This is a genomic window from uncultured Roseobacter sp., assembly GCF_947492555.1.
GTDB lineage: Bacteria > Pseudomonadota > Alphaproteobacteria > Rhodobacterales > Rhodobacteraceae > Roseobacter.
Map to the genome: position 1 here is coordinate 57,659 of NZ_CANLNE010000001.1, position 15,179 is coordinate 72,837.

18 protein-coding genes are annotated in these 15,179 nt (G+C 61.0%); 6 read left to right on the top strand and 12 right to left on the bottom strand.

What is annotated here, in order from left to right; translation table 11 throughout:
* Nucleotides 1–97: 97 nt before the first annotated feature.
* The 7 genes from Q1A07_RS00305 to fabD all read right to left on the bottom strand — a co-directional run bounded on the left by Q1A07_RS00305 (nucleotide 98) and on the right by fabD (nucleotide 7,374).
* Nucleotides 98–1,324, bottom strand: a complete 1,227-nt coding sequence (locus Q1A07_RS00305; protein ID WP_366944034.1) for a terminase family protein — start codon at nucleotides 1,322–1,324, stop codon at nucleotides 98–100.
* Nucleotides 1,325–2,004: 680 nt separating this feature from the next.
* Entirely contained in the window at nucleotides 2,005–3,171 is a 1,167-nt protein-coding gene (gene mltG, locus Q1A07_RS00310; RefSeq protein WP_299776738.1) for an endolytic transglycosylase MltG, read from the bottom strand.
* A complete protein-coding gene (gene fabF, locus Q1A07_RS00315) occupies nucleotides 3,171–4,430 on the bottom strand; it encodes a beta-ketoacyl-ACP synthase II (protein WP_299776740.1) in 1,260 nt (419 codons plus the stop codon). The genes mltG and fabF overlap by 1 nt, the downstream gene beginning before the upstream one ends.
* Nucleotides 4,431–4,511: 81 nt before the next feature.
* The gene (locus tag Q1A07_RS00320) at nucleotides 4,512–5,045 is read right to left on the bottom strand and encodes a GNAT family N-acetyltransferase (protein WP_299776741.1); all 534 of its coding nucleotides are present in this window, start codon (nucleotides 5,043–5,045) and stop codon (nucleotides 4,512–4,514) included.
* Between the two features lie 165 nt (nucleotides 5,046–5,210).
* Entirely contained in the window at nucleotides 5,211–5,444 is a 234-nt protein-coding gene (locus tag Q1A07_RS00325; RefSeq protein ID WP_066009325.1) for an acyl carrier protein, read from the bottom strand.
* A gap of 251 nt (nucleotides 5,445–5,695) precedes the next feature.
* Entirely contained in the window at nucleotides 5,696–6,433 is a 738-nt protein-coding gene (fabG, locus tag Q1A07_RS00330) for a 3-oxoacyl-[acyl-carrier-protein] reductase (protein WP_299776748.1), read from the bottom strand.
* Nucleotides 6,434–6,441: 8 nt separating this feature from the next.
* Entirely contained in the window at nucleotides 6,442–7,374 is a 933-nt protein-coding gene (fabD, locus tag Q1A07_RS00335; RefSeq protein WP_299776750.1) for an ACP S-malonyltransferase, read from the bottom strand.
* A gap of 188 nt (nucleotides 7,375–7,562) precedes the next feature.
* Here fabD and Q1A07_RS00340 point away from each other — a divergent pair, with 188 nt between their 5' ends.
* The gene (locus tag Q1A07_RS00340; RefSeq protein ID WP_299776752.1) at nucleotides 7,563–8,762 is read left to right on the top strand and encodes a cytochrome b/b6 domain-containing protein; all 1,200 of its coding nucleotides are present in this window, start codon (nucleotides 7,563–7,565) and stop codon (nucleotides 8,760–8,762) included.
* Between the two features lie 68 nt (nucleotides 8,763–8,830).
* Here Q1A07_RS00340 and Q1A07_RS00345 read toward each other — a convergent pair whose 3' ends face one another.
* Entirely contained in the window at nucleotides 8,831–9,403 is a 573-nt protein-coding gene (locus tag Q1A07_RS00345) for a YceI family protein (protein WP_299776754.1), read from the bottom strand.
* Nucleotides 9,404–9,547: 144 nt separating this feature from the next.
* Nucleotides 9,548–10,036, bottom strand: a complete 489-nt coding sequence (locus Q1A07_RS00350; protein ID WP_299776756.1) for a hypothetical protein — start codon at nucleotides 10,034–10,036, stop codon at nucleotides 9,548–9,550.
* 271 nt (nucleotides 10,037–10,307) lie between these two features.
* Between Q1A07_RS00350 and rpsF the strand changes: the two genes are divergently transcribed.
* The 3 genes from rpsF to rplI are packed head-to-tail and all read left to right on the top strand — an operon-like array spanning nucleotide 10,308 to nucleotide 11,573.
* The gene (rpsF, locus tag Q1A07_RS00355; RefSeq protein WP_299776758.1) at nucleotides 10,308–10,661 is read left to right on the top strand and encodes a 30S ribosomal protein S6; all 354 of its coding nucleotides are present in this window, start codon (nucleotides 10,308–10,310) and stop codon (nucleotides 10,659–10,661) included.
* A gap of 26 nt (nucleotides 10,662–10,687) precedes the next feature.
* The gene (rpsR, locus tag Q1A07_RS00360; protein ID WP_005982441.1) at nucleotides 10,688–10,915 is read left to right on the top strand and encodes a 30S ribosomal protein S18; all 228 of its coding nucleotides are present in this window, start codon (nucleotides 10,688–10,690) and stop codon (nucleotides 10,913–10,915) included.
* Nucleotides 10,916–10,925: 10 nt separating this feature from the next.
* The gene (rplI, locus tag Q1A07_RS00365) at nucleotides 10,926–11,573 is read left to right on the top strand and encodes a 50S ribosomal protein L9 (protein ID WP_299776760.1); all 648 of its coding nucleotides are present in this window, start codon (nucleotides 10,926–10,928) and stop codon (nucleotides 11,571–11,573) included.
* Nucleotides 11,574–11,671: 98 nt separating this feature from the next.
* Here the strand turns inward: rplI and Q1A07_RS00370 are convergent, their stop codons facing one another.
* Nucleotides 11,672–11,830, bottom strand: a complete 159-nt coding sequence (locus tag Q1A07_RS00370) for a hypothetical protein (protein WP_299776762.1) — start codon at nucleotides 11,828–11,830, stop codon at nucleotides 11,672–11,674.
* A gap of 140 nt (nucleotides 11,831–11,970) precedes the next feature.
* Between Q1A07_RS00370 and Q1A07_RS00375 the strand changes: the two genes are divergently transcribed.
* Entirely contained in the window at nucleotides 11,971–12,504 is a 534-nt protein-coding gene (locus tag Q1A07_RS00375) for an AAA family ATPase (RefSeq protein WP_299776764.1), read from the top strand.
* 117 nt (nucleotides 12,505–12,621) lie between these two features.
* On the top strand, nucleotides 12,622–13,083 hold the full coding sequence (locus Q1A07_RS00380) for a lytic transglycosylase domain-containing protein (RefSeq protein WP_299776766.1): 462 nt from the start codon (nucleotides 12,622–12,624) through the stop codon (nucleotides 13,081–13,083).
* A gap of 3 nt (nucleotides 13,084–13,086) precedes the next feature.
* On the opposite strand, the gene Q1A07_RS00385 is transcribed toward Q1A07_RS00380, so the two are convergent.
* Together Q1A07_RS00385 and tig are read right to left on the bottom strand one after the other, a co-directional pair.
* Nucleotides 13,087–13,431, bottom strand: a complete 345-nt coding sequence (locus Q1A07_RS00385; RefSeq protein WP_299776768.1) for a hypothetical protein — start codon at nucleotides 13,429–13,431, stop codon at nucleotides 13,087–13,089.
* A 114-nt stretch (nucleotides 13,432–13,545) separates the two neighbouring features.
* Nucleotides 13,546–14,877, bottom strand: a complete 1,332-nt coding sequence (gene tig, locus Q1A07_RS00390) for a trigger factor (RefSeq protein WP_299779084.1) — start codon at nucleotides 14,875–14,877, stop codon at nucleotides 13,546–13,548.
* Nucleotides 14,878–15,179 lie beyond the last annotated feature (302 nt).

Genomic DNA, 15,179 nt, shown 5'->3' on the forward strand with positions numbered 1-15,179 from the left:
CGATAATTGTCGAATTCAGATTTCAAAGATGCAAAGGCAGCGTGCGCTGCTATTAACCCTTGCAGACAAGGCCCAACCGCAGAGGGTGGCCAAAACGTTAAAGGGACCGTACGCGCGGGGCGCGCCATTTCGCGACCGGCTCGATCATCAGCTCATGCAGAGCCCAGACCAGCGCGTCGACCCGGTCGGGCGAGCCCTTGCCCTCATAGCCCTGGACCGTCATCCGGCACATCTGATCCTCAAGCCCATCGAGATCCGGCAGGTGCTTCACCCGCCCCTGTTCATAGAGCGCGGCCACCGGCTCCGCACGCGCCACCTTGCCCCGGCTTGCATGCACGCCCTTGTAGGGCACCAGCGGGTCAACCTGCCGCAAAACTTCCTGCACCATCTGACCACCTTGGTTGACCTCGGCCACCAGCCGGTCCGCGCCATAGTGTTCCATCGCGGAAATCGCCGCCTGCGCCCAGCCTGCGGGCGTGGCCCCCGCCACCGTACAATCGGCCAGAACATAGGCCCGCCAATCCTGCGGTGGGCCGGTCATCTTCACCCCGGCCACGACGATCCCGCATTCATCCGATGCGGACCCACCCGTTGTTGCCGGGTCCAGCGCCACAACAATCCGGTCCAGTTCCGGCAGTTTGCGCACCCGGCAAGTTTCGATCCCCGCGGAAGTCCAAAGTGCGCCTTCCGCGTCTTCCAGCAAAACACCATCCAACTCCTGCCGGCCAAGCCGCGTGCCCTTGTAGCGCGCCCGTACCTCTTCCAGAAAGGAAGCAGCCAGATTGGCGGCATTGGCTTCCGTCGGCGCTTGCGTCAGCACCGTCGAGGGCGATTTCAGCAAAGTCTTCAAAACCCCCACATTCCGCGGCGTGGTCGTGACGCAAACCTGCGGTTTCTCGCCAAGCCGCAGCGCGAACTGCAACATGTCCCACGTCGCCTCGGCCTTCTTCCACTTGGCCAATTCATCCACCCAGGCCGCATCAAACTGCGGCCCGCGTAACCCCTCAGGGTCAAAGGCCGAATGCACGGTCGCAACCGCGCCATTGGGCCAGACCAGCCTCTTCCGTCCGGCTTCCCACGTCGGGCGCCGGTCGGGCGGCGAACAGGCGAGAATCCCGCTGTCGCCAAAAATCATCACTTCGCGGACCTGGTCAAAGGTCTCGCCGACAAGGGCCACGCGTCGCGCCCGCCCCTCATCCATCGGCCGCGCGCCCTCTACCTGCGCGCGCACCCATTCGGCGCCTGCGCGGGTCTTCCCCGCCCCGCGTCCGCCCATGATCACCCAGGACCGCCAGTCTCCCTCCGGCGGCAACTGATGCTCCATTGCCCAGAACTCGAACAAATAAGGGAGAGCCAGAAGCTCTCCCTCAGATAGGTCATTCAGAAATTGGTCCTGTAGGTCGCGGGCAGCGGAGCCGAGCCAGCTTGCACCCAATCGAAGCCCGTGCTCTTTCGAGATCGAGGGCATAGCCCCCGTGGGCGATACCTGCGTGTTTTGTGCGGCATTCGACAAGGCGGTTCTCCACTTTCTGGCATGTCTCCAGGAGCGACACCGTTTGCGTCACTGCCCTGGAGTCCTGCGCTGTCACTGCACCATCCGTTTCGCGGACCCGTTCTTTGAGGTCTTCGAGTTCTTTACGCAAATCTCTGATGGTTCCGATGACCGAATTCAAAAGGTCTTCGGTTTGCGACTCTACGTGCTCTGGGGTGATTAAAGTCATTCAGGTTTATACCTCTCATGCGCGTAGTCTCCGCACGAGAGAAACGAAAAAACGACCCGTCGGGATCACTCCCGGGGTCGTTTGCCCACTTCTTCTAGCATGTCACAAGTTATACGTGTGACCGTGCGCAAAGTCAAGGAAAATCGTTTTCTTATCAAATGACTACCGTACGGTGCCGTTAACGATTTTCGCGCGCCACCGGCTCGGATCATCCCGTGACTGTCCGGCAAACCGCCCGAAACCAGCAGGTAAGGTGGGGCTTGCGCCACCTTAGGCGCAGGCCTCAATTCCCGGAAGGCTGGTTGGCGCGTTCCGCCTCGATCTCACGCCATTTGGCCACGTTCCGGTTATGCTCATCCAGCGTCTCGGCAAACGCATGCCCGCCTGTGCCATCCGCCACGAAAAACACATAATCCGTCTCCAGCGGACGCGCCGCCGCTTCAAGGCTCGCGGTGCCCGGATTGGCAATCGGCGTGGGCGGCAGACCTTCGTTCACATAGGTGTTCCACGGCGTCGCCCTGCGCAGCTCGCTCTGCCGCAGCCCACGCCCCAGCACCCCTTTACCTTCGGTCACCCCATAGATCACCGTCGGGTCCGTCTGCAGTCGCATGCCCCGATTCAACCGGTTCACAAAAACGCTGGCCACCTGCCCGCGCTCATCCGCAACCCCGGTCTCTTTCTCGATGATCGAGGCCAGCACCAGCAACTCCTCAGGCGTCTCAACCGGCAGGTTGTCATCCCGGTTCAGCCAGGCCTGCGCCACCCGCAATTCCTGCGCGCTTTGCATCCGTGCAATGATCTCTGCCCGATCATCCCCGGGGCGTACTTCATAGCTGTCCGGTGCCAAGGATCCTTCCGGCGGCAGCTCCTCCACCGACCCTTCAAGCACATCCATCGCCTTGAGGCTTTCCACCACCTGCCAGCTGGTCACACCCTCGGCCAGCGCCACGCGGAACCGCGTATCGCGCTCCGCTTTCTTCTCCGTATAGATCTCCGGCGTCTCTTCGTCGGCGGGCGTAAAGCTCGCCCGTTCCTCAAACCGGTTGCTCTGCGGGTCCAACTCGCGCACCTGCACGCCCAGACGGTTCACCCCGATGCGGTACACCACTTCCGTGCCACAGGTGCTTGCCCCGCCGCGCGTCACGATGTCCACGATCTCTTCCATCGAGGCCCCGGGGTCGACCAGAAAGCTCCCGGCTTTCAACTGGCTGGTCTTTTCCGCGTAATCCGCGCCCATGCGAAAGATCGCGGCAGAACTCACCGCCCCCTGATCCTCCAGCGACTGGCTCACCCGCCGCATGTTGCTGCCCCGCTCGACCTGTAGACAGATCGCCTGATCCAGCGGACCCGCAGCCTCGTACTGGCCCTTGCCCCACAGGATCACACCACCGCCCAGAAACAGCAGCACAATCAGCATCGTGACCGCGTTAGAGGCGATGTGCCGCCACATCAGCGCGCCTTCCCAAAGATGACACTGGCGTTGGTGCCGCCAAAACCAAAGGAATTGGACAGGGCCACATCCACCTTTCGATCCCGCTTGGCATTGGGCGCCAGATCAATCGGCGTTTCCACCGCAGGGTTGTCGAGGTTGATGGTGGGCGGCGCGACCTGATCGCGGATCGCCAGGATCGAGAAGATGGCCTCGATCGCGCCCGCCGCGCCCAGCAGGTGCCCGGTCGCTGATTTGGTCGAGGACATCGTCACATTCCCCGCGTGATCGCCCAGCAGGCGTTCCACCGCGCCCAACTCAATGGTATCCGCCATGGTCGAGGTACCATGCGCGTTGATGTAGTCGATATCCTTCGGCTCCAACCCGGCGTTCTTCAGCGCCGCACGCATCGACCGCTCACCGCCTTCGCCATCCTCGGAAGGTGCCGTGATGTGATAGGCGTCACCCGACAACCCATACCCCAGCACTTCCGCATAGATTTTCGCCCCACGCGCGCGCGCGTGCTCGTACTCTTCCAGCACGACGATGCCCGCGCCCTCACCCATCACGAAACCATCGCGGTCCTCGTCATAGGGGCGGCTGGCCTTTTGCGGGTCACCCCCGCGTTTGGTGCTGAGCGCCTTGCACGCGTTGAAACCTGCTATCCCGATCTCGCAGATCGCGGCCTCGGCGCCGCCAGCGATCATCACATCCGCATCGCCATGCTGAATGAGACGGCTCGCATCGCCAATCGCATGCGCGCCCGTGGAACAAGCCGTCACCACCGAATGGTTCGGCCCTTTGAAGCCATATTTGATCGACACCTGACCTGAGATCAGGTTGATCAACGCGCCGGGCACAAAGAAGGGCGAGACGCGGCGCGGGCCTTTCTCGTTCATCATGATCGCCGTATTGGCGATGGAATTCAGCCCGCCGATGCCCGACCCGATGAGGACGCCAGTGCGCTCCAGGCTCTCCCGGTCTTCCGGCTGCCAGCCGGAATCCTCGACCGCCTGCTGCGCCGCGGCCAGACCAAACAGGATGAAGGTATCCACCTTGCGCTGATCCTTTGGCGCCATGTAGGCATCCGCGTTGAACGTGCCATCAGACCCATCGCCCAGGGGCACTTCGCAGGCGTATTGTGTCACCAGCTTGCTCGGATCGAACCCGGTGATCGGCCCGGCACCGGACTGCCCGTCCAGAATCCGCGACCAGCTCGCCTCGACCCCATCTGCCAGCGGTGTAACCAGGCCCAGACCTGTGACAACTACTCTGCGCATCGCAATGCCCCTTCCAATTTGGTGCCCCCCCATACAGTGCTGCGCGGTTTTGATGCAAGAGCACTCCGCGCAGAGCCCACGTTACTGCGGGGGACCTTTCCGCGCCATGAGCCGTGCGGGCGATCCGGCAAACTCCGCATCGCGCATCACCTCATATCCCATCGCCTCGGCAATCCTGAGCGAGGCTTTATGCTCCGGCGCGATCATGCAGACCAGCCGGCCCGTCACCACCCTGTCGAACCAGTCATGCGCCGCGCGGGCGGCTTCCAGCCCAAGCGCCTGCCCATGCGCATCCGGCGCCAGCACCCAACCGGCCTCCGGGAAGCTATCGAAATCTTCACCCAGGTCACGCTTAGCGTAGAAAAAACCGACCTGTCCGGACATCTCGGGCGCCCGATGGCGATGGATCGCCCATTGACCGAAGCCCGTAATCTGCCAGTGGCCTGCATTGCGCAGAAACGCATCCCAGGCCTTGCTGCGCGGCCAGGGCTCGCCGTTGATGTGCTCCACCACCTCCGGCATCGACCATATCTCGGCAAAGCGGCTGAAATCCTCGGGCCGCATACCGCGCAGGGTCAAACGCGAGGTGTTGATCGTGGGTATCGTGCGCGACATTTCGCAGCCTCTGCTCTCAGGTCGGGGCTTTGCGCCCTCTGGTGCGAGATTTGCGCAACTCGCCCCTGCAATTCAACCCCTGAGCGAAGGTAAGATGGCAAAAGGCGCCCCTCCTCGCGGAAAGACGCCATTTTCAAAGCAATACCGGGCCGTGCCCGGACGCAATCAGGAAGCTTCGGTAATGAACTTCACCGCATCGCCAAAGGTCTGGATGGTTTCGGCCGCATCATCCGGAATCTCGATGCCGAATTCTTCTTCGAAGGCCATCACCAGCTCAACAGTGTCGAGGCTGTCCGCGCCGAGGTCGTCGATGAACGAAGCGTTTTCAGTCACCTTGTCCTCTTCAACACCCAGGTGCTCCACAACGATTTTCTTAACGCGATCTGCGATGTCGCTCATAATAGTCCCTCATTCGTTCGGGCCGGAATGGCCCCTTTCGGTTGTCCGCTGCCCCGGTTCATGAAGGGCGAAGCAAACGTTTGCCCCAAAGGGCGGCTCTGTCCGGGTCAGCACGCCTGTCGCTGTGCCGGTTCGGATGGGTCCACGTCCAGATAGCTGCACGCGGGGTCAAATTCTGCGCCCCCTTTAGCACAAGCGACACAGATGGCAAACGCATTGTGCACGCAGGGGTTGGGAGGCGCAAATCTGACCTACAACATGGCCATGCCGCCATTCACATGCAAGGTGGTTCCTGTCACATAGCCCGCCTCGGGGCTGGCCAGATAGAGCACGGCAGCGCCGATTTCAGCCGGTGTTCCCATGCGCCCGGCAGGAATTTGTCCCATGATTCCAGACTTTTGATCATCGGTCAGCTTGTCGGTCATCGCGGTCTCGATAAATCCCGGCGCCACGGCATTTACGGTGATCCCACGGCTGGCGACCTCATAAGCGAGGCTTTTCGACATGCCCACCATGCCCGCCTTGGAGGCCGCGTAATTGGCTTGGCCCGGGTTGCCCGTGGCCCCCACAATTGAGGATATATTCACGATCCGGCCCCAGCGTGCCTTCATCATGCCGCGCATCACGCCCTTGCAGAGCTTGAAGGTCGCGGTCAGGTTCACGTCCAGCACCGATTGCCATTCCTCATCCGACATCCGCATGAACAGGTTGTCGCGCGTGATGCCCGCGTTGTTCACCAGGATATCGACCGACCCCATGGCCTCGGCGGCCTGTTTCGGCAGGGCCTCCACAGCCGCCATATCGCTGAGGTTGCAAGGCAGCACATGGGCGCGGTCGCCCAGTTCTGCGGCCAGCGCCTCCAGCGGCTCCACGCGGGTGCCCGACAGCCCGACCGTCGCCCCGGCCCCGTGCAAGAGCCGCGCGATCTCTGCTCCAATGCCGCCCGATGCGCCGGTGACCAGCGCGTTTTTCCCTGTCAGATCAAACATATTGCCTCTCAAGATTCCAATGCCGCTTTGATGTCGTCCGGTGTGCCCACGGCACGGGTGCCCGCGTCCTTGGCGATGCGCCGGATCATCCCGCTCAGCGCCTTGCCTGCGCCGATTTCCCAGAAGTCGGTCACGCCATTTGCTGCCATCCACTCCACGGATGTTTTCCAGCGCACCTGCCCAGTGACCTGTTTGATCAACAGCGCCTTGATCTCTGCGGGATCGCTCACTGCCTCTGCTGTTACATTGGCGACCAGTGGCACGGACGGGGCCTGCATGGAGACCGAGTCCAGCGCCTCGGCCATTTTCTCCGCCGCAGGCGCCATCAGCGCACAGTGGAAGGGGGCGGAGACCGGCAGCATCAGCGCGCGTTTGGCGCCCGCCTCCTTGGCCAGCACACAGGCCCGCTCCACCGCTGCCTTGTCACCCGAGACCACATTCTGCGCGGGATCGTTTTCATTGGCCACCTGACAGACTTCGCCTTCGGCGGCCTTGGCGGCAACATCCGTCACCGTATCGTAGTCCAGCCCCAACACAGCCGCCATCGCGCCCTGCCCCACAGGCACCGCCTGCTGCATGGCCAGCCCGCGCGTCCGCAAGAGCCGCGCGGCGTCCGCCACCGAAAACGTGCCAGCCGCGGCCAGCGCGGAGTATTCCCCCAGGGAATGGCCCGCCACATGGCTGACCCGGTCGAGCCCGATCCCTTCGGCCTCTAGCGCGCGCAGAGCGGCAATAGAAGTGGCCATCAGCGCGGGCTGCGCATTCTCGGTCAGGGTCAACGTTTCGATCTCACCCTCCCAGATCAGATCGCTCAGCTTTTCGCCAAGGGCCGCGTCGACCTCGTCGAAAACGGCACGCGCCGCCGGATAAGCCTCGGCCAGGGCCTTGCCCATACCGATGGTCTGTGCGCCCTGACCGGGAAATACAAATGCGATGCTCATGAAACCGCCACCCCTTTTCGTTTCTTGGCCCCCGGCTTAGCCTGCCCGCGCGGGCGAGGCAACGGCCCTGGTGGTGAAACTGGAAACCGGCAGGATTTGCGGATATGCGCAAAGGCTGTGCGCAGGCCGCCATTGTTCTGCGCTCGCAGACCTCTACTCTATAGGCAACACAGATTTCCGGAGTTCCTATGACGCTGGCCAATACCTCTACCCACTACGGCGCGGTCACCAAGACCTTTCACTGGCTGACCGCCTTGCTGATCCTGACGCTGATCCCGCTGGGCATCTATGCCAACGGTCTGCCCTATGACACCTCCGAGCAGCTGGCGCAGAAGGCGCTGATGTTCTCGCTGCACAAGACCTTGGGCGTAACCGTGTTCTTCGTAGCCCTGGCCCGCATCCTCTGGGCGATTAGCCAGCCAAAGCCGGGCCTGCTGCACCCGGACCGCAAGATCGAAAGCCTCGCGGCGGAAACCGTGCACTGGCTGCTCTATGGCTCGCTCCTGCTGGTGCCGCTCTCGGGCTGGGTGCATCACGCGGCGACGGACGGGTTCGCGCCGATTTGGTGGCCGCTGGGTCAGAACCTGCCCTTCGTGCCAAAATCTGAAACGCTGGCCAGCACCGCCGCCGGACTGCACATCGTGTTCGAACGGGTGCTGGCGGGCGCCATCATCCTGCATTTCGCCGGCGCCATGAAACATCACGTCATCGATAAGGACGCGACCCTGCGCAGGATGCTGCCCGGGCGGCCTGCCGTCACCCTGCCCGCGCACGACCATCGCATCACCCTGCCGCTGATCAGCGCGGTGGGGATCTGGGGTGTGGCGCTGGTGATTGGCAGCACCTTGGGTCTTTATGAAAAACACACCGTGGATGTGGCCGCTGCGGAACTGCAGGCGGTCGAATCCGACTGGGCGGTGCAGGACGGCACGCTCCAGATCACCGTCCAGCAGCTCGGCTCCGACGTCACCGGCAGCTTTGCCGACTGGACGGCCGCCATCAGCTTTGACGAAACCGTCGCCGAAGGTGTCGCCGGATCGGTTGATGTGACCATCTCCATTGGCTCGCTGACACTGGGTTCGGTGACCAGCCAAGCGCTTGGGGCGGATTTCTTCAATGCCGAAGCCTTTCCGACGGCGCAGTTCACAGCGGAGATCCTCAAGAACACAGATGGGTATCTGGCCGATGGTACGCTGACCCTCAAGGATCAGACCATGCCCGTGCAATTGCCGTTTACGCTGGAGCTGGCCGACGGGCTGGCCACCATGCAGGGAAGCACCACGCTCGACCGCCGCGCCTACGGGATTGGCGACAGCCAGAAGGACGAGGCATCGGTGGGGTTCAACGTCGAGGTCCGCATTGACCTGACAGCACTGAAAGGCGGCTAGGCCCTCCAGAACAGAAAAGGCCGCGCCAATGCTGCGCGGCCTTCATGCGTTTTCAGGGAAAGGCAGGTTTACTCCGCCTTCATCGCCTCAATGGAAATGACGATTTCGACTTCGTCACTCACATAGGGCGCGAAAGCCCCCAGACCGAAATCAGACCGCAATACGGTGGTGGTCGCATCGAACCCGGCCCAGGGTTTGCCCGCCTGCGGATGGTCCCCGGTCTGGTTCAAAACCGCGTCCAGCGTCACCGATTTGGTAACGTCATTCATGGTCAGATCGCCGGTGATCGTCGCCGTGTTGTCGCCCGTCACATCGATGGCGGTTGACGCGAACGTGATCATGTCACCCTCTTCCGCACCAAAGAAATCATCCGACATGAAGTGCCCTTCACGCTTTTCCCACCCGGTGAACATGCTCATCACCGGCATCGACACGGTGACGGAGGAGGCGCTGGGGTCTTCCTGATCAAACATGATTTCCCCTTCAAAGCCGGAGAACATGCCGTAGGTCGTAGAAAAGCCTAAGTGATTGTAGCTGAACAAAACCTGGCTGTGGCTGGCATCCAGCACGTATTTTTCGGCAGCGGCGGACGCCATGCCCGCAGCGGCGGTCAGGGCTGTGGCAAGAAGAAGCGATTTCATCAAGAGAACCTCCAGTTTATGAATACATGAAGGTTAATGTGGGTCTTTGGCCCGCCGAGACAATTCCATATGCTCAAACAAGTTCTGCGCGCTGATGAACAACGCGCAGATGGGTCGCCTATCGGCGGAATGTCGCAAATGGGATCAGAGTTTGCCCGCAACCCGGAGTGCAGTGACGAGGCTACGGTGTGCAACGCGGTCGCTGGCGGCCACCTCGGCCAGCAGCGCCTCGTTCTTTCCCCAGAGTTTCAAGTAGGTGCCCGAATTTTCCACCCGGGTCAGATCTTTGAACGTACAGCGGTCCAACACGAAGCGATCCTTGCCCCGTGTGCGTACCAGACGCACCTCATGACGGATGGTATCAACCTCGACTTTTGGCGCTGCGGGGCGCGCAAAACCCTGCAACAGGGCGATCCCAGCCATGCCGCCAACAGCAGACGCCAGCAGCTTGAACAGCATCAGTTCATGATCCCAGCTTGCACCGGGGGCAATCCAGAGCCCGATGGCGGTCAGGATCAAGGCAACACCGACAACGCCCTGCGCGCCACGCAAAAGCATGCGACTGCCATCCACGGTCCGCACCGGCTGGGGTGCGATGGAGTCAAAGCTGACGGGATCGACTGTGCTGGACATGTGCTTTCCTCTCTTGGTTAACGAGCAAAGAAACCCGCAATCAAGACGCAAATAAGACAGCTTTCGGGCACCGTCAGGGCCATTTCGTGGAGCATTGTGCAAATGCCGTCTATTCCAGCCCTGCCATGCAGGCTTGCGCGTTGCGTCAAAGCGTGTATATCGGCGCTTCCTTTTGCAAAACGATTTAACCGCGCAGTCTCTCGTGGCGGGGCCGCAAAAGGAGTAACGGCCTCACCTTTGAAATGCGCCTTGATATAAATGAGGAAGCTACATGCCTAAATATGAGCATGTTATGATCGCGCGTCAGGACCTGTCCAACACGCAAGCCGAAGGGCTGATCGAACATTTTGGCGCCGTCCTGTCCGACAACGGTGGCGCACTCGTGGATCACGAGTACTGGGGCGTCAAGACGATGGCCTATAAGATCAACAAGAACCGCAAGGGCCACTATGCTTTCCTGCGTTCGGATGCACCCGCACCGGCCGTTCAGGAAATGGAACGCCTGATGCGCCTGCATGACGATGTGATGCGCGTGCTGACCATCAAGGTCGACGACCACGCCGAACTGCCATCTGTACAAATGCAGAAACGTGACGAGCGTGAAGGTCGTCGCGAGCGCCGTTGATCAACTTTAGGACAAGGACATAACCCATGGCCGCAAAACCATTTTTCCGCCGTCGCAAGGTCTGCCCCTTCTCGGGCGACAACGCGCCGAAAATCGACTACAAAGACACACGTCTGCTGCAGCGCTACATCTCTGAGCGTGGCAAGATCGTGCCGTCCCGTATCACCGCAGTCTCTGCCAAGAAGCAACGCGAGTTGGCCCGTGCCATCAAACGCGCCCGCTTCCTCGCGCTGCTGCCCTACGCTGTGAAGTAAGGAGAACACCATGCAAGTTATCCTTCTCGAACGCGTCGCAAAACTGGGTCAGATGGGCGAAGTCGTCGATGTGAAACCCGGCTACGCCCGCAACTTCCTGCTGCCGCAGGGCAAGGCCCTGTCTGCTTCGAAATCCAACATCGAAGCCTTCGAGCAGCAAAAAGCGCAGCTCGAAGCCCGCAACCTGGAAACCAAGAAAGAAGCGGAATCGCTGGCCGAAAAACTCGATGGGCAACAGTTCATCGTGATTCGCTCCGCCTCCGACTCTGGTGCGCTCTATGGCTCCGTCACCACCCGCGACGCAGCAGAGGCCGCGACCGAAGCCGGATTCTCGGTGGACCGCAAGCAGGTTGTTCTGGCGCCGATCAAGGAGCTGGGCCTGCACGAAGTGCAAATCGTTCTGCACCCCGAGGTCGATGCGACAATCGAACTGAACGTCGCCCGCTCCCCGGAAGAGGCCGAACTGCAGGCCGCTGGCAAATCCATTCAGGAACTGGCTGCCGAAGAAGAAGCTGCTGCGGAATTCGAAATCGCAGAGCTCTTTGAAGACATCGGAGCTGCAACCTCCGAGGACGAAGATCTGGCCGAATCCGTGGCCGATCCCGCTGAAGAAGACGCCGCATCCGGCGATCAGGAAGACACTGCGGGCAAGGCCTGAGAGCCTTCTCGATGAACATGAAAGGCCGGTTGCAGATGCGACCGGCCTTTTTCTATGGAGTGTGAGCAACCTGTCTAAGACGGCGCAGGCGCGTTAGGCTACATGAGCCCCGGCATCCCGCAATCGGCGGCATCCAGCTCCAACACCGGGTCTTGCGGGCCACATTCCTCACCGGTTACCGGGTAGGTCTCTGGCTCTGTGCACGCCAGGAGGCCAAGGGGGAGTGCAAGGAGCGCGATGCGTATCAGGTGTTTCATAATCTTACCTTGTTCTTTGTGTTTCCTGTAAACGCTCCTTAATCTTGTTGGCGGAGACGGGAATTGACCCACGTCAAAGAGACGGTGGGTCACGTGGCGTCATCGGGACAGAAGCGTCATTTGGAGAAGTGAAAACCGATGTGAACAGGTTTGTTTTGATCTCCGGTTGCTCGGGCGGCGGCAAATCCACACTGCTTGCGGTATTGGCCGCGCGCGGCCACACCGTGATAGAAGAGCCCGGGCGACGGGTTGTCGAACGGGAACAGGAAACCGGGGGAACCGCCCTGCCCTGGACAGACATGCGCGGCTTTCTGGACAAGACGCTCGCCCTGGCCGAACTCGATCTGGCCGAGGCCCGCGCGGCCGACGGATGGGTGTTTTTCGACCGGGGTGTGATAGACGCCGTCACAGCCTTGGCGCATGTGACCGGGCAGCCTCTGGCAACTTGGCTTAAGAGCGAGAAACTCTACACGAACCAGGTGTTTCTAACGCCGCCCTGGCCGGAAATTTACAAAACCGACAGCGCCCGCCGCCACGGATTTGACGAGGCCGTTGCCGAGTACGACCGTTTGCAGGACGCCTTTGAGACCTTGGGATATGAGGTGGTGCACCTGCCCAGGATTTCGCCGACAGAGCGCGCTGAGTTTCTCTTGGGGCATCTGCTAAAAGATTGACCGGAAACGGTTTTGAGATCGTCGGCGGAGCCTCGCCCATTGGGGCGGCCGTTCTTGTCCCGCCGATGCAATAGGTCAATATCCAAGCGATAGTATCTCCATCACAGGACCCCATTTGTGTTCACCCGTCGCCATTTTCTTTCCGTCGCCTCTGCCTTTGCCCTGACCGCCTGCGGTGCATCGGACCCCGCGCCATTTGAACCGCCCCTCTACCCCAACGAGACGCCCGAACTGCGGCGCCTGATCAACCAATACGCGGACTTCTATGAGTTGCCGCGTCCACTGGTGCACAAGCTGGCGATCCGTGAGAGCACGCATCGCCCCTGGGCACGCAACGGACCCTACTACGGGTTGCTTCAGATTCTGCCGGAAACCGCGCGCACCATGGGCTTTCGCGGCAAACCGAACGATCTGCTGGATGCGGAAACCAACCTCAAATACGCAGGCAAATACCTGCGCGGTGCATGGCTGCTGTCGGATGGCGATCAGGATCGGGCCATCATGTGGTACGCGCGTGGCTACTACTACGAGGCCAAGCGGCGCGGCATGTTGGTCGAAACCGGGTTGCGTCCGGGCTGAAATTCACCGGCCCACCCAGTCCACCCCTGTCCCCTCGCCCCATGTCGCCTTGTCCAACGGGTTGATCCCTGCGGCGATCTTGTCCCTGGGCAGATACAGGTAAGAAAAGTGGTCGTAGTCAGACATCGCGTAAAAGTACCGGGCATCTTCTCCGTAAAGCCACCACTCGCCCGAGCCTCCGTTCATCACGGTCGGGCGAAACCTGACCATGGTGCTTTGTCGTGGAATGTAGAACGCGTCACTTGTTATCGTGAGAAAAAGATTGCCCGCATAATTCGAGACTGTCGGCGCCCCGACTAAGCCAATCAACGCGGCGGCAGCACCTGCTGCGACAGATCGCTTTTTCATCTTTGGCATCCTGTTTCGCGCTGACCAAACCAACCGCCGGTCGCGCGGCCGGCCAACAAAAAAGGGCCGCTGCACAGCGGCGCGGCCCCTTCATGTGTCGGCATAGCCCGTGACTTATTCGTCTTCCAGCGCCTCAACAGCCTTCTGCAGATCATCCTTGGAGACGTCTTTCTCCTTGATGGTCGCATGCTCAAAGACGTGATCGACAACCTTGTCTTCGAACAGCGGCGCGCGCATCTGCTGCTGCATCTGCTGGTTTTGCTGAACGAATTCAAAGAACTGGCGCTCCTGACCGGGATACTGACGCGCCTGCGCCATGATGGCCTGCGTCATTTCCGCATCGGTCACTTCCACTTCGGCCTTCTGACCGATCTCGGCCAGCAGCAGGCCCAGACGCACACGGCGGGTGGCCAGCTTGTTGTGCTCTTCCGTGGTTTCGATTTCCGGGTGGTCGTGACCTTCCACATCCGGGTTGTCCTCATGCCACAGCTGATGTGCGATCTGCTTGGCTTCGGCCTCGACCAGCGACGGCGGCAGATCGAAATCCACCTGGCCGTCCAGCGCATCGAGCAGACCGCGCTTCATGACGGCACGGGCCGCACCGGCGTATTCCGCTTCCAGACGCTCGGCAATCTGTGTCTTCAACGCGGCAAGGTCCTCAGCCCCGAATTTGGTGGCCAGCTCGTCATTGATCTCCGCAGCAACGGGCTCTTTCACCTCTTTGATGGTGCACTCAAAAGTGGCTTCCTTGCCCTTGAGATTTTCGGCCTGATAATCCTCGGGAAAAGAAACAGTGACCAGTTTCTCTTCTCCCGCCTTCACGCCCACCAGCTGTTCCTCGAAGCCGGGGATGAAGGAGTTGGAGCCCAGCACCAGCGGATAGTCTTCCGCGGCGCCGCCGTCGAATGCCTCACCATCGACCTTGCCGAGGAAGTCCATCACAACCTGATCGCCGTCCTTGGCCTTGGATCCCTTCTTGCGGGCTTTGAAATCCTGCGCGGTTTCAGCCAGGTTGCCCAGAGCTTCGTCGACGGCCGCGTCTTCGGCTTTCACCACCAGCTTCTCAAGCTTGATTTTCGCGTACTCCACGTCGGGAATTTCCGGCAGCGCCTCGTAGGACATCGACACCTCGACATCGTCGCCCTCTTTCCAGTCCTCGTTGGTCATCTTGACCTCCGGCTGCAGCGCTGGCCGGTCCCCCGATGCCTCGAAGTGCTCGTTCATCGCGCCATCGATGCTTTCCTGCATCGCTTCGCCCATCACACGCTGGCCAAACTGCTTTTTCAGCAGCGCCATTGGCACCTTGCCCTTGCGGAAACCCTTCATCTCGACCTCGGGCTGCGCCTCGGCCAGCTTTTCATTGACCTTGGCCTCCAGCTCAGCAGCGGTGACCGTAATGGCATAGCCGCGTTTCAGACCTTCGTTCAGCGTCTCGGTGACCTGCATGTGTGCTCCATAGAATAGGGCGCGCCGGATGGGCGCGGGCATAAAATTTCCGCTCTTCTATGTGGCCCGGGGCAAAGGTGCAAGAGGGCGTTGCGGGCAAAGCGCAGAGCACTTGATCAGCGCACCCGGTTTGGTCCTTTTGGGCGTTCGCTTTATGGTGACAAGACCACCGGCACCGCCGAAAGAGCGCCGAAAACGCCTCGTGCCGCCGCCGAGCCAGATTGGATTTAAGCGACAGGACTTCGGCAGACCCGCGTGCATCTTCAACGGGAGGACAGAGTTTGCCTGTCAGCACAGCTACG

Bases quoted from the DNA above. Each gene is read 5' to 3' on its own strand.
- Q1A07_RS00320 (WP_299776741.1), bottom strand. From the start codon at position 5,045: ATGTCGCGCACGATACCCACGATCAACACCTCGCGTTTGACCCTGCGC.
- fabF (WP_299776740.1), bottom strand. From the start codon at position 4,430: ATGCGCAGAGTAGTTGTCACAGGTCTGGGCCTGGTTACACCGCTGGCA.
- mltG (WP_299776738.1), bottom strand. From the start codon at position 3,171: ATGTGGCGGCACATCGCCTCTAACGCGGTCACGATGCTGATTGTGCTG.
- Q1A07_RS00350 (WP_299776756.1), bottom strand. From the start codon at position 10,036: ATGTCCAGCACAGTCGATCCCGTCAGCTTTGACTCCATCGCACCCCAG.
- rplI (WP_299776760.1), top strand. From the start codon at position 10,926: ATGCAAGTTATCCTTCTCGAACGCGTCGCAAAACTGGGTCAGATGGGC.
- Q1A07_RS00345 (WP_299776754.1), bottom strand. From the start codon at position 9,403: ATGAAATCGCTTCTTCTTGCCACAGCCCTGACCGCCGCTGCGGGCATG.
- Q1A07_RS00385 (WP_299776768.1), bottom strand. From the start codon at position 13,431: ATGAAAAAGCGATCTGTCGCAGCAGGTGCTGCCGCCGCGTTGATTGGC.
- fabD (WP_299776750.1), bottom strand. From the start codon at position 7,374: ATGAGCATCGCATTTGTATTTCCCGGTCAGGGCGCACAGACCATCGGT.
- fabG (WP_299776748.1), bottom strand. From the start codon at position 6,433: ATGTTTGATCTGACAGGGAAAAACGCGCTGGTCACCGGCGCATCGGGC.
- Q1A07_RS00340 (WP_299776752.1), top strand. From the start codon at position 7,563: ATGACGCTGGCCAATACCTCTACCCACTACGGCGCGGTCACCAAGACC.
- Q1A07_RS00370 (WP_299776762.1), bottom strand. From the start codon at position 11,830: ATGAAACACCTGATACGCATCGCGCTCCTTGCACTCCCCCTTGGCCTC.
- tig (WP_299779084.1), bottom strand. From the start codon at position 14,877: ATGCAGGTCACCGAGACGCTGAACGAAGGTCTGAAACGCGGCTATGCC.
- Q1A07_RS00305 (WP_366944034.1), bottom strand. From the start codon at position 1,324: ATGGAGCATCAGTTGCCGCCGGAGGGAGACTGGCGGTCCTGGGTGATC.
- rpsR (WP_005982441.1), top strand. From the start codon at position 10,688: ATGGCCGCAAAACCATTTTTCCGCCGTCGCAAGGTCTGCCCCTTCTCG.
- rpsF (WP_299776758.1), top strand. From the start codon at position 10,308: ATGCCTAAATATGAGCATGTTATGATCGCGCGTCAGGACCTGTCCAAC.
- Q1A07_RS00325 (WP_066009325.1), bottom strand. From the start codon at position 5,444: ATGAGCGACATCGCAGATCGCGTTAAGAAAATCGTTGTGGAGCACCTG.